The 12562-nt window shown below is 63.3% G+C and carries 11 protein-coding genes and 1 tRNA gene; 6 read left to right on the forward strand and 6 right to left on the reverse strand.

Annotation, left to right across the window (positions count from 1 at the left end):
- Positions 1–619: 619 nt before the first annotated feature.
- The 3 genes from DWB23_RS15415 to DWB23_RS15425 form a co-directional block, all read right to left on the reverse strand.
- Positions 620–2146, reverse strand: coding sequence for a formate/nitrite transporter family protein (locus tag DWB23_RS15415; protein ID WP_121743704.1), 1527 nt, complete (start codon positions 2144–2146; stop codon positions 620–622).
- 543 nt (positions 2147–2689) lie between these two features.
- Positions 2690–2763, reverse strand: a tRNA-Ile gene (locus tag DWB23_RS15420).
- 67 nt (positions 2764–2830) lie between these two features.
- Complete coding sequence (locus DWB23_RS15425; protein ID WP_121743705.1) at positions 2831–3439, reverse strand: FxsA family protein; 609 nt, start codon at positions 3437–3439, stop codon at positions 2831–2833.
- A 161-nt stretch (positions 3440–3600) separates the two neighbouring features.
- On the opposite strand from DWB23_RS15425, the gene DWB23_RS15430 reads away from it, so the two are divergent.
- Positions 3601–5259, forward strand: coding sequence for a DUF255 domain-containing protein (locus DWB23_RS15430; RefSeq protein ID WP_121743706.1), 1659 nt, complete (start codon positions 3601–3603; stop codon positions 5257–5259).
- Between the two features lie 87 nt (positions 5260–5346).
- Positions 5347–6150, forward strand: a complete 804-nt coding sequence (locus DWB23_RS15435; protein WP_121743707.1) for a TrmB family transcriptional regulator — start codon at positions 5347–5349, stop codon at positions 6148–6150.
- Between the two features lie 35 nt (positions 6151–6185).
- Here DWB23_RS15435 and DWB23_RS15440 read toward each other — a convergent pair whose 3' ends face one another.
- On the reverse strand, positions 6186–6935 hold the full coding sequence (locus DWB23_RS15440) for an MBL fold metallo-hydrolase (protein WP_121743708.1): 750 nt from the start codon (positions 6933–6935) through the stop codon (positions 6186–6188).
- A 116-nt stretch (positions 6936–7051) separates the two neighbouring features.
- Complete coding sequence (gene mptA / locus DWB23_RS15445) at positions 7052–7984, reverse strand: GTP cyclohydrolase MptA (protein ID WP_121743709.1); 933 nt, start codon at positions 7982–7984, stop codon at positions 7052–7054.
- A gap of 220 nt (positions 7985–8204) precedes the next feature.
- Here mptA and DWB23_RS15450 point away from each other — a divergent pair, with 220 nt between their 5' ends.
- The 3 genes from DWB23_RS15450 to DWB23_RS15460 all read left to right on the forward strand — a co-directional run bounded on the left by DWB23_RS15450 (position 8205) and on the right by DWB23_RS15460 (position 11040).
- Positions 8205–9131 carry a nucleotidyltransferase domain-containing protein gene (locus DWB23_RS15450; RefSeq protein ID WP_121743710.1) on the forward strand — a complete coding sequence of 309 codons (927 nt, stop codon included), beginning with the start codon at positions 8205–8207 and terminating at the stop codon, positions 9129–9131.
- 347 nt (positions 9132–9478) lie between these two features.
- Complete coding sequence (locus DWB23_RS15455; RefSeq protein ID WP_121743711.1) at positions 9479–10261, forward strand: DNA-directed RNA polymerase subunit epsilon; 783 nt, start codon at positions 9479–9481, stop codon at positions 10259–10261.
- Positions 10262–10383: 122 nt separating this feature from the next.
- Positions 10384–11040 carry a DsbA family oxidoreductase gene (locus DWB23_RS15460; protein ID WP_121743712.1) on the forward strand — a complete coding sequence of 219 codons (657 nt, stop codon included), beginning with the start codon at positions 10384–10386 and terminating at the stop codon, positions 11038–11040.
- A gap of 25 nt (positions 11041–11065) precedes the next feature.
- On the opposite strand, the gene DWB23_RS15465 is transcribed toward DWB23_RS15460, so the two are convergent.
- Positions 11066–11926, reverse strand: a complete 861-nt coding sequence (locus tag DWB23_RS15465; protein ID WP_121743713.1) for an NAD(+)/NADH kinase — start codon at positions 11924–11926, stop codon at positions 11066–11068.
- 206 nt (positions 11927–12132) lie between these two features.
- Between DWB23_RS15465 and DWB23_RS15470 the strand changes: the two genes are divergently transcribed.
- Entirely contained in the window at positions 12133–12372 is a 240-nt protein-coding gene (locus DWB23_RS15470) for an amphi-Trp domain-containing protein (protein ID WP_121743714.1), read from the forward strand.
- Positions 12373–12562 lie beyond the last annotated feature (190 nt).

The raw sequence follows: 12562 nt of genomic DNA on the forward strand, positions 1-12562 counted from the left end.
ACTGGGAGGGTTCATTTGGCGGTGAATGTCGTATTCTTGTACACACTCACACATAAATGGGTCCACGTTCGGTGACCGCGATCGAAGACCGATCGGGCGTCACCGAACTACCAAGGCTAACATCAGACCCCTTCTGTACGGCGGACCGCAGGGGAAGGGTCCTCATCTTCCTTCGGATATAGTTGTAATCGCCGATCACTACTTAAGGCCTCCGAATCGGGACCTCAAAGGTAGGTAGTACCACGCACCCCGCTGTTATGTTTCTAAAACGGGACTTTCATAATCAGAGGAATGTTGAAGTACTGTCTCTGAAGGAGTATCGGCTCGAGTGACGTCTCGACTCGCAAGAAAAGTTAACCGCCGTGAGTCTCGAGACCGCGATGAATCGTGACGCGATCTCCAAAACGGACGGTGCGTTCTCAGAAGAGCAAATAGTTCTCCGAGAGTAGCTGAGAACGGCGATTCGCGGATCGTGGTTTCGATTCGCCGTGACGAAAACTCGAGGACCGAATTCGCTTATTCGATACTGGCGCTGGTGTCAATCTGCTAGAAGTAACCGCGATGATAACATGGCGACTATCTCACTCCCGAGACTACCGAGTGACGATGGGAGGAGAAGTCAACGATCAACTGGTCGATTTTTGTCCTCGGTTCCCCGTGATTCTTCTTTTTTCGTTCGAACCCACGTCCAGAGACGAGCGCCAAAGAGCCACTCGGGCCAGGTGAGTTCACGACGTCGCTGGTTCTGTTCAGGAAAGCGTCGGGTTTCGGTCATACTATAGTTGACGAGAGCGACAAATACGAGACCTCCAACGGTATTCCCGAGGACGACTGGCACGAAGAAGTCGGAGAATACCACGAGCAATTCTGCCTGCCCATTGAACACTAAAAAGAGTACTTCGCACGCGCCGACAATGCAGTGGAAGAGATGCGCGATGGGAATCAAAATCATGATGATATACACGATGAGAAAACGCGAGATGGTATCTCGCGCCGCGTGCACTACCCAGACCATCGTTGCGACAAGCCCACCGGCGAAGACGCCTTTGTAAAACAGTGCAGACCATGACGTACTCATCGCGTGTTCTCCGAACTCCGATGCGGTCTCGGCGATGGCCGGGTCGAGAACGCCCGTCCGAGCCAGAATAAACGCGACGACCCCTGCGCCGATGACGTTCGCGGTGAGCACGATCGTCCAGAGACGAAGGAGTTGTGGAAGGCTCGCGAGTCGTGTTAAAACGAGCGTAACTGGGGTGAGCGTGTTTTCTGTAAACAGTTGATAGTTCCCGAGGACGATAATGATGAATCCGATCGGATAGAGGAGATTTCCGACTCCAGACGGATCATCCGGATACGCTGCGGTCAACGCCGCTCGAGCAAGAAACGTCGCGCCGACGCTGAGCCCTGCGGCGAGTCCGCTGAAAAAGAGCAGTCGTTTACTGCGCCCGACTTCCTCGCCTGCAGTTGCCGTAACCCGCTGGAAGATCTCGTCCGCAGAAAACCGATCGCGAACCGCTTCACCGGCGGCGGGTGCGCCTCGACGGGATCGATCGATCGTTTCTCGAAACTCGTGATTCTCGTACTTGAGTGACTGTTCGAGATCGATGAAGTTCCCCGCATCAGCGATCTCGGCGAGCATCGAATCGAGATCCAGCGGGCCGTCGTAACGCGTTCCGTCGATAAAGAACGTTGGCGTCCCGTTCACGCCGCTCTGTACACCACTGAGAAGGTCCTCCTGAATTCGTTGTTCGTGTGCATCCGTTTCCAGTTCGGTTACGAACGAGTCGATGTCCAGATCGAGTCGCTCAGCGTAGCGAACCAGATCGTCTCGAGTAAGTGCGTCTTGATTCTCATAGAGGAGGTCGTGCATCTCCCAGAACCGGCCCTGAGCGCCGGCGGCCTCGGCCGCTTGCGCTGCCTGTTGGGCATGCGAGTGTTGTTGTGTGAGTGGAAAGTGTCGAAAGACGAGTCGAAGACGAGTCCCGACTCGGTTCAGGAGTCGCCGGACGATCGGGTAGATATCTCCGCAATACGGGCATTCGAAGTCGCTGTACTGGACGAGTGTTACCGAGGCATCGTCTGATCCGCGGATATGATCGCGCTCGCGTACCGGTAACGTTAGCGTAGTCGTCTCAGTTTGACTCATACGAATGCACCTCGCGACTGCGTACGAGGGGCCATGAATTGGGAACGATGCCGAACTGCTTAAATCACCGATCCGCTACCTCACCGTTTTGTACCCGCTGGTTCGGATTCGGCCCTGTGACTATCCAGCAACCACAGTATCTCTTCGACGATCGGTTTCGCAGGCTACCAGGACTGCTTCTCCGAGCGGAGCGAGTACCGTCTCACGGTCCCACGGCTGTCCGTAGCGTACCGCGCTGGTAGTAAAATCGCCATCTCGCGGTCATCGTTCACAGATAGTCGATGGCAGATTCAGAGACGTAATCGTGACCCACAGATAATCGATCCCACAGACGACACGAACGGTACTGGTGAGTGCTAAAAATGGCGACACCGGGCGTTTAAGAACTCTGCAAAAGCCGGTGGCCAACTCGGATTTGAACCACCTCGAGACGGCCCTGCTCACCTCGTTGCACTCGGTTGCGTGGGTCGCGACTCGTGGAATTCAAAACCTCGTGACTGTATGTATGTACTCGCGGCTCTCGATATTGTCCGTCGCGAGAAATGGGCCAACTCGGATTTGAACCGAGAGCCTCCACCTTATCAGAGTGGCGCTCAACCTGATTGAGCTATTGGCCCGCGTCGCAATCAGTAGTTGCCCGGTGGGATGTTTAAGGGTTTCTTTCTTCGGCCCCCGTGCGAACCGCTACCGAGCGTAGGGGTCGTCGTCTTCGTCCGTTTCGTCCGCCCGATCCGACGTCCGTTCGTTGCCGAAATCGATCGAGTACGAGTCCTCGCTGCGGTCGGCGTCGACAGTATAGTCGTCGGCACCGAGGTCGTACGTTCCGCCGTCGGTTGGCTCGCTCCCGCCGTCTCGAGCCACCCCTCCGTCCGGGAAGCCGAACGTCCAAACCTGGCCGCTGGCGAATCCGCCGGTCTTCTTGTCCGCGTAGGGGATGATCACGAAGCGTTTGAGTGCGGCACGGATCGGGATTCGAGTCAGCGGAATCACCAGGAGGAATCCGATGGCGTCCGTGACCAGTCCGGGAGTCAAGAGGAAGGCTCCGGCGGCGATGAGCAGGCCGCCATCGAGCAGTTCGTCGGTCGGCGGCTTCCCCTGGGCCATGGACCGTTGCATTTTCCGGATGGTTCGGCGACCCTCGGCGCGGACGAGCAACATGCCGACGAGGCCGGTCAAGACGACGAGCAGCACCATCCCGACCCAGCCGAGGTACGACGTCTGGCTGACGACGACGGCCAGGATCACCGCATCGAGGAACGGAATGAGCAACAGCGCGAAGATCCACCGGAGCATGCCGTCATATAGGCAGCGGAGAGTGAAAACGCTTTACTCTCGTGTCTCCCGGAGCAAGCGGACTCCGCTCGAGCGGTGAGAGAGTCATCGAGTCCCGTGCTGGAACGAGTCATCGGAGGATCGAACGAAGGGCTTACGCCCGCGACACTCGAGGCACCGGTATGGACGATCCGACACGCGTCGAGTGGCGGGAATGGGGACGGGACGCCTTCGACGAGGCGACGGCGGCCGACGTGCCCATGTTGCTCTCGCTCACTGCGACGTGGTGTGACCACTGCCACGAGATGGACCGGGAGACCTACGCGGAGCCGCGAATCGCGGCGAACGTCAACGATAGTTTCGTTCCCGTTCGCGTCGATGTTGATCGTCACCCGCGCGTTCGTGATCGATACAACATGGGCGGTTTTCCGTCGACGGTCTTTCTCGCCCCCGACGGGGCGGTGTTGACCGGCGCGGGCTATCTCGGCCCGGACGGGATGCGCCAGGTGCTGGACAGCGTCCGGACCATGTGGGAGACGAAAGGAAGCGACGCCGCACGGATCCCGCGGCCGCTCCGGGAGGACAACCCGCCCGCGGGGGAGCTCACGCCCGACATCGAATCCGCGATGCTCGGTCAGTTGACCGAAACCTACGACGAGATGGCGGGCGGGTGGGGACAGAGCCCGAAGTTCCCGCTCCCCGACGCCCTCGAGTTCGCGCTCAAGCGCGACCGGGAGATGGCGCTTCGCTCGTTCGACGCGGTCAGTGCGAACCTTCTGGACGAGTACGACGGCGGGTTCTATCGCTTCGGGGCCAATCGGGACTGGTCCGGGCTGCAGTACGAGAAGTTACTCGACTCCAACGGCGCGCTCGTGCGTGCGTTCGCGAACGCGTATCTCCACACCGGCAAAGACGAGTACCGCGAGCCCGCCGACCGAACCGTCGAGTACCTCACGGCGACGCTGTGGAACGACGATGCGGACGCCTTCGCGAACAGTCAGGCACCTGGAGAGGACGACGCCCACACGCTCGACGCGACCGACCGCGCTGCAGCGACCGAACCGCCGGTCGACGAGGGCGTCTTCGCCGGGCCGAACGCGCTGGCGATCGAGGGACTGCTCACGTACTACGCCTACACCGACGACGAGCGCGCTCGCCGCTACGCCGAACGGGCGCTCGCGACGCTGCGAGAGGACCTGCTCACGGACGGCGTCGTTGCCCACACGCTCGAAGGCGAGACAGCACTCGGCGAGGGCAGCGAACCGGTTCCGCTGCTCGCCACCCAGGCTCGCGCGCTGTCCACGCTGACGACGACAGCGAGCACCCTGGAGACGGACGTTCTCGCGGACGCGACGGCGGTTGCGGACGCGACGATCGAGCGACTCCACGACGGAGAGTCGTTCCTCGACGGGCCAGCGGCGGGAGTGGGACTGGTCGAGCGACCGCTCCGACCGCTGGACGCGAACGTCGCGTTCGCGGACGCGCTGCTCGAGGTGGCGGTCCTGACGGGCGAGGAGCAGTATCGCGAGCGCGCACGGGAAACGCTCGAGGCGTTTGCCGGGGCGAGCGACCGGTTCGGGGTCCAGATCGCCCGCTACGCGACGGCTACCTCGCGCCTGCTCGACGGACCGCTGGTGATTCGCGTCGGAGTCGAACCCGGAGCCGACCTCCATCGGGCCGCCCTGAGACTCGCGGACCACGAAAAGATCGTGGTCCCAAGCGCGGACGGCGGCGGCGATCTCGAGGCGGGGACGGCGCGAGTCGAGCGCGGCGACCGCGTCTCGAACAGCGCCGAAACCCCGGAGGAGTTGAGCGAACGGGTGCAGTCGCTCCTCGAGTAACGGCCGACGGCCCGGCCGTGGGCGAACGAGAAACTCGGCTATCAAACCACCACAGCGTTTATGTTTCTTCGGTTGGTCCCACAGCGTATGTCCAGCCTCAGGGATCTCGGGCTCTCGGAATACGAGGCTCGAGCGTATCGAGCGCTACTCAGTACCGGGCCCACAACGGCCAAGGAGTTGTCACGCGCGAGCGACGTGCCGATGGGACGGATCTACGACGTGTTAAACAGCATCGAACAGTACAACCTCGTTCGGAGTCAGACCGCGAGTCGCCCGAAGAAGTACGTCGCCGTCGAGCCCGCGACGGCCCTCGACCGGCTGCTCGACGACAAGAAACGCGAACTCGAGGAGAAAGCTGACCAGTACGAGTCGATCGTCGACGACCTGGCCGACGAACTCGACGCCGCCGAGCCGGTCGAAGATCAGTTCTGGACCGCCGCCGTCGGTCCCGAGGAGACGATCGACCTCCTGCTCGAGCGGCTCGCAGCCGCCGACGACCACATCGTGATGGTGTCCGCAAACGCTGCTCCCCAGTGGGATCTGCAGGCCGTCAGCGAGGAGGTCAACGCGGAACTCGAGGAGGCGCTCGACCGGGGCGTCTCGATCGACCTCCTGATGACTCGCGAGATGGTCGGGTCCCTCTCGGAGGACGTGGGCCGACGCTACCGAACCACCCTCCAGCAGCGCGACGACTTCGACGTCCGGACGAACGACGACGTTTCGGGATCGTTCAACATTATCGACGGCGTCGAAATCTGTATCCAGGTGCCCAACCCGCTCTCCTCGGGCGACGCGTTCGGGATGATCGACCTCAAGGACCCGGAGTTCGCCGCGAACGTCCACGCCGAGTTCGTCCCCCGGTGGGAGGAAGCGGAGCCGCTCGAGTTCTGAGCCTGACGACCGGCGACGCCGCTCCCGAGCGGCGACTACTCCTCGTCGAGGACGACGGGAACGCCGCCGGCCGCGACGTCGGCGGCGAACGCTCGGGAGTCGGCCTCCAGGTCGGGGAAGGTGTTGTAGTGGATCGGGAGCACGAGCTCGGGCTCGATAGACGTCGCCAGCTCCGCGGCCTCGGTCCGGTTCATCGTGAAGTTCTGTCCGATCGGCGGCACGAACAGCGAGACCTCGAGGTCGTGGTGGACGTCGAGCACGTCGGTGTCGCCGGACCAGAACGCGCTCGTCCCGTCGACGACGAATCGATAGCCGCAGCCGAACCCCTCCGGATGAAGGGGATTGCCGTCAGCGCCGACGTTGCGTCCGTCGGGGTGGTTGTACGCGGGGACGACCTCGAGATCGACGCCCGCGACGGTCGCCGTGTCGCCGTAACCGACGCGTCGGACGTCGTAGGGCAGCGACTCGAGGTCCTCGACGTCGCGGCCGCCCTCGCGGATCGCGCTCGCGTCGACGGACTCGTAGGCGACGACCGTCGCGTCGCCGCTCGCGACCCGGCGGACGCCGTCGGAGTCGTAGTGGTGATCGTGGGTTACCAGCACGAGGTCGCCGTCCCGTTCGTCGTACGTCCGGCCGCGCGGATGGGGCACGTTGCGGTCCCACTCGCCGGTGAGCGTGCCGTACCGACCGGGGTCGACGTAGACGACCGTCCCGTCGTCCGATTCGATCCTGACCGTGGCGTAGCCGAGCCACGTAACCGTCAGTTCGTCGTGTCGTACCGTCACGGCGGAACGTATCCCGGTCGCACCGATAAACGTTGCCTCGAACGGGACGGAAGCGTCTCGAAGAATTCGGGAGCGTCGCGAACGCCTCGAGCGCCGGTGGAGATCGAACCGCTAGATCAGGCGTCGCCGTTGACTTCCTCGCGCAGCGTCTGCATCTCGACGACGCGGTCGGCGTGGGCGTTGTGTTGGTGGATCGATTCGTCGTTGGACTGTTTCATCGTGATCACCGCGTCGTCTGGCAGGTGATCGAACTCCTCGACGGTGCCTTCGGCCAGCGCGCGGACGCAGTCCTCGACGAACTTCGCGTCCGCGTGGGCCGCGTAGGTCATGTGATCTTCGTCCGGGCGCTTCGCGAGGTTGTAGATTCGGGCGCTCATCGAGTCGCGCGCGATGTCGATGATGTCGTTCAGGTCGACCGCCGGATCGCCGTTCGATTCGATCGTCAGCGTCGCGTGGCCCCGCTGAGAGTGTCCCGCCTGCGGGACCTCGTCCAGAAACGCCGTGATCGTCTCGTCCTCGACGCCGAGGTTCTCGAGGGTCTGTTTCGCGCGCGCGGCGGACATCCCCTGGGAGCAGGGACAGACGGTCATCCCGGTCACTTCCGCGCCGATTTCCTCGCGGGTCCCGTCTTCGGTCGCGGTCGCCGAGGCGATGATGTCGACGGTGTGTTGGGTCTCACGATCGCTCGCGGGCGTCCGCTCGCGGCGCATGAACTCCGCTCGCATCGACACCTTCGCGGTGGAGGTGTAGTCGTGTTTCTCGAGGAGTCGTTCCGCGGCCTCGCCACAGACCTCCTCGACGCGGTAGGCTTCCTCGCGGGTCGCGTCCTCGAGGATTTCGTCGATGACCTCCATGTTGCGGCTCATATCCGCGCCCTTGCGCCAGGCGGGGAGGTCGACGAAGACCTCGAACTCGGCGGTGAGCACGATCGGGCGTTTGCCCTCGCGGGCGAGTTTGACGAGTTTGTCGACGCCGGTGACGCCGACCTGACTCAGTCCGACGGTGACGTCGGGCGACGTGGCTTGCACGTCCGGAAGCTGGTGACTCATTGTCCGCATTCGGGGCAGGGGCCGATTCAACCTTTCGGAACTGGCAGTCGCCGACGTGTGATCGGGGATACCGAACCGATTCTAGCGACGGCGATCCGTTCTCGAGTCGCTCCCGATCCCGCGTCGTTCTTTAAGTGCTTCTGGTCACAAGGTAAAGCTACGAAGGGCATTCGGGCGTGGTCCGCCCGCTTCTCGTTTCGCTACTCCTCGAGTGTCAGCTATGACTACCGTCCCGGATCACGTCTTCGAGGCCGCCGACGAGTTGCTGACGGCGATCGAACGCGGGCACGACGTTTCCATAGCGCTGGCGGCCGCCCGCGGCAGTCACGCCTGGGGTGCGGCGAGTCCCGAGAGCGACTACGACGTCGGCTTCGTCTTCGTTCCTGACGACCTGCGGCGCTACGCCCACCTCGAGGAGCCACCGGCGACGATCCACGAGACGGCTGACGGCGACGAGATCGAACTGCAGGGCTGGGACGTTCGCACGTTCGCGCGCCTGCTCGCGGACTCCAACGACGGCGCGATCGATCTGCTTCGGAGTCCGATTCACTATCGAACCGCCTACGATCCGACCGATCTCGCCGAATACATCGAACGCACGTACAACCCGATAGCCCTCTACCACGCGTGGCGGGGGATCGCGACGGGCAACTATCGCAAGTACATCTCGCACCACCTCGTGCGCACCGACGACGAAACGTTTCCGATCCTCGAGATGCTCGAAGACGCCTACGTCGTCGAAACCGACGACGGGACAGCGACGATTCCAGCCGACGACGAGCGATTCGCCGAAACGCAGACGAAACCCACGGTGAAACGGAACCTGACGATCTGTCGGGCGGCGATGTCGGCCCGATACCTGAAAGCGACCGGAGAGCGCGGGACGCACGAACTCCCGGCGCTCGAGTTCGAGCGCTTCCTGAGCGAACAGGCACCGGCGGTCTTCGAGCCGGATCGGATCGAACTCGCTCGAGACATGCTCGAGCGGAAACGACGGGACGAGGGAGCGACGACCATCGGCGACGCCGTCGGTCGCGAGTTCGCCAGACCGCCGGCCGATATCGACCCCGAGGTTCACGCCGGCGATGGACCCGAAACTGAACGGCTGGACACGTTCGTCGACGAACTGATCGCCGCAGTCCGGTAGCCGCGCCATTGATGTTAGCTGTTCGAGAGGTTCTTTAAGTATCTCTGGTTACAAGGTAGAGATATAGCAGGGGGACGCCGTTCTCGAGCGCTCGAACGTGCGAGTCACGACGCTTCCGAATTTTCGGCGGCAGGTTCGTCCGCTCGAGAACGCGACGTTGCGAGAGGCGACCGTTCTTTAAGTGCTTCTGGTCACAAGGTATAGCTACGAGGAGCTTTTCACGCCGCCACACCCAGAGCGAGAGCGCCGTCTAGCGGTCGGAACCGGTTGGAAAGACTGTTAGTCGCCCTATCAGACCGTTCGAAACGAGCGAGCCTTTTTCTGTCTGCCTGTCTGAGCGAGACGTAATGAGAGACGACGGTATCGAACCCGGCCCGGACGGCGAGCAGCCTGCGGCCGTCGGCGACAGTCCGCCCCTCGAGCACGACGAGCGCCGCCTCGAGACGCGTCCCGGATCCGGGGCGCTCTCTCGAGCGGACGTCCAGCGGGATTCGACGATCCGCCAGTGGGGCGTCGTCACGCCGAGTGCGACCGTTATCGGTCGCGCGGAGTCGCCCGAGGCGGACCTCTCCGAGAACATCCGGCGTCTCCACGACGAACAACACGGGGCGACGCCGGGCTACAGCGAGCGCGCCCACCACCTCGACCGGCTCCGGACGACGCAGGCGCTGTGCAACGCGCTCGACCTGACGCCGTGGCAACGCGACCTCGCGCTCGGCGTCATGGACAAAATCGACCTCACGGAGTTCGGTAGCCAGCGCGCGATTCCGAAAGTCGCCCTGGTAGTTATCCGGCACGTGGTCGACGTCGACCGACAGGCGTACTTCGGGCTCGACGACATCGACATGCAGGCGCTGTCGGCCGACCGGATGGAAGAGCTGTTCGGCCAGTACCGAGCCCACGATATCACGGACGAGGAGACGTTCAAACGGCTCACCGCCGAGTACGGGCTGGACACGACGAGCCTGAATCGACTCCGAAGGGTGCTCACGGAGCAACTCGAGGACGAACTTCCCGCCTACGGTCGAAACCCCTACCGAGACCCGAATCTGCCCGATCTACCCGGGACGAGCGATGCCGGCAACGGAGGAGCCAGCGCGACAGCCGGCGGGGACGCGAACGGAAGCTGAACGGGGCGTCAGACGATCTCGTGAACGGGACGTCCCACGATCTTGTTGATCTCGCGCGCGCGTAACGCAGAGACGAATTCCGGTTACTATCGACTTTTCCGTCCGGACTCCCTAGCGACGCTATGTCCGATTCAGTCGACCGACTGCAGCTCTACGCCGACTACGTTTGCCCGTTCTGTTACCTGGGAACGCGATCGCTCGAGCGCTATCGCGAGGCGCGCGAGGACCCGCTCGAGATCGACTGGCGGCCGTTCGACCTGCGGAGCGGAAAGCGAAACGCGGACGGATCGATCGACCACGACGCGGACGACGGCAAGGATGACCACTACTTCGAGCAGGCGAAACAGAACGTCCGTCGCCTTCAGGAGGAGTACGACGCCGAGATGGCCCAGGAGCTGGCGATCGAGGTCGACTCGCTGCCCGCCCAGCAGGCCTCGTGGTACGTCAAACGGGAGTATCCCGACCGGTGGGCGGCGTTCGACGAGGAGATTTATACGGCGCTCTGGCGGGACGGTCGCGATATCGGCGACGGCGACGTGCTGGCGGATATCGCGGAGACCGCCGGGGTACCGGTCGACGAGATCCGATCCGCGATCGACGACGACGGACTCCGAGCCGAACTCGAGGGCGAGTTCGCCGCGGCTCAACAGCGGGGGATCACCGGCGTTCCGACGTTCATCTACGAGGACCACGTCGCTCGCGGTGCCGTTCCGCCGGCACAACTCGAGCGACTGCTCGAGGGAGCGACCGACGATGCACGAACGGGCGCGGGACGGTAACGGGAACGGCGAGTCGTAGCGCCTCTTATTCGAGTTTCTCGAGGCTCGAGATGAAGTCCCCTTGCGGGCCGACGAGTCTGGTCGGATCGTCCGCGACCGAGACGGTGATCGTCGCGGGTGGCTCGAGTCGCTGCCGGTTGCGCCCGTCGCTGATCACGTAGGCGGTGTCGGTATCCGAGACGGAGAGAGTGAGATCGGTGCCGGGTTCGACGATCAGCGGGGGCATCGAGTCAGTGGCGGCCATCTGGCTGACGACGAGGGCGTGCGTCGTCGGGTGGACGAGCGGGCCCCCTTCGCTCAGATTGTACGCGGTCGACCCCGTCGGCGTCGCCACGAGCACGCCGTCGGCGTGACTCTCGGCGTAGCACTCGCCGTCGACCCGAATCTCGACGGTCGCGCCACCGCCGTGGCCCCGCCGCGGACCATGGACGACGATTTCGTTGAGCGCCGGTTCGAGCGTCCACGCGGAGTCGACGTCGTTCGCCTCGAGGCGAACGAGATCGCGACCCTCGAACCGACCGGTTTCGCGGTACTCCGCGACGAGATCGGTAACGACCGCGACGGCGTCAGCGGGTGCGACGGCGTTGAGAAAGCCGACTTCGCCGAGGTTGACACCGAGAAGCGGCGTCGAACCGACCTCGCGGGCGACGAACAGCAGCGTGCCGTCGCCGCCGATACTCACGACGAGGTCGCGGTCGGCCATTTCGGCGACGGGAACGGCGGTCGCGTCGATCGCCTCGCCGGTCGCTTCGTCGACGACGACCGACGTATCTTCGTCTGTTCGACCCTGTACACCCCCGCGCTCGAGCGTCTCGGCCAGCGTCGCGGCGAGTCCCTGTGCGCGCTCGTTGTCTCGTTGGGCGACGATTCCGACGGCGACGTCCATCGTCGGCGGCTACCCGCCCCGTGATCAAAAAGCCACGCTTCGCCGCGTACCGCTCGCGCGCCAGCACCGGTCGTCGAGATACGCAGTGCTCGAGCGGGCCTGCCGGCTGGAAGCCAGTAGGTAGCTCCTGGATGTCACGGCAGTAACAGACTGTTAGCCCTGCGTTCGCTGCCCATACTTTTGCGGGCGTCGGCGCGATGACTCGTATGGCCCAACGGACAACAGCCGACGAGACGCTTCCGCGAACGGCCCTCGCATCGTATCTCGAGGCGCTCGCCGGGGAGTTCGAGGCGGACGAAGAGGAGGTCCACGTCGACGTCGGCAACAAGACGATCACGCTCACACCGCCCGAGGACGTCGATTTATCCATCGACGTCGTCGAACGGTCCTCGCGGCTCCGAGGGAGTCGGGAGACGATCGAGATCGAACTGAGTTGGAAACCCTGATCTCGAGCGCGAACGGTTCGTATCGGACGAGCGGATCCTGCCAAAAATATAGAATTACAGACGTATTTCCGATTCCCTCAGTAGACCGATCGCAGAGACGGCAGTAGCGGGACCGTACACCGGTTGGCGCCGATATCACGAGGCGGACATCACGTACTTTGATATGTTTTCCATCGGTAGTGAGCGAAGA

Source organism: Natronorubrum halophilum, from assembly GCF_003670115.1.
In the GTDB taxonomy this organism is placed as follows: domain Archaea; phylum Halobacteriota; class Halobacteria; order Halobacteriales; family Natrialbaceae; genus Natronorubrum; species Natronorubrum halophilum.

Bases quoted from the DNA above. Each gene is read 5' to 3' on its own strand.
- DWB23_RS15415 (WP_121743704.1), bottom strand. From the start codon at position 2,146: ATGAGTCAAACTGAGACGACTACGCTAACGTTACCGGTACGCGAGCGC.
- DWB23_RS15425 (WP_121743705.1), bottom strand. From the start codon at position 3,439: ATGCTCCGGTGGATCTTCGCGCTGTTGCTCATTCCGTTCCTCGATGCG.
- DWB23_RS15430 (WP_121743706.1), top strand. From the start codon at position 3,601: ATGGACGATCCGACACGCGTCGAGTGGCGGGAATGGGGACGGGACGCC.
- DWB23_RS15435 (WP_121743707.1), top strand. From the start codon at position 5,347: ATGTCCAGCCTCAGGGATCTCGGGCTCTCGGAATACGAGGCTCGAGCG.
- mptA (WP_121743709.1), bottom strand. From the start codon at position 7,984: ATGAGTCACCAGCTTCCGGACGTGCAAGCCACGTCGCCCGACGTCACC.
- DWB23_RS15450 (WP_121743710.1), top strand. From the start codon at position 8,205: ATGACTACCGTCCCGGATCACGTCTTCGAGGCCGCCGACGAGTTGCTG.
- DWB23_RS15455 (WP_121743711.1), top strand. From the start codon at position 9,479: ATGAGAGACGACGGTATCGAACCCGGCCCGGACGGCGAGCAGCCTGCG.
- DWB23_RS15460 (WP_121743712.1), top strand. From the start codon at position 10,384: ATGTCCGATTCAGTCGACCGACTGCAGCTCTACGCCGACTACGTTTGC.
- DWB23_RS15465 (WP_121743713.1), bottom strand. From the start codon at position 11,926: ATGGACGTCGCCGTCGGAATCGTCGCCCAACGAGACAACGAGCGCGCA.
- DWB23_RS15470 (WP_121743714.1), top strand. From the start codon at position 12,133: ATGGCCCAACGGACAACAGCCGACGAGACGCTTCCGCGAACGGCCCTC.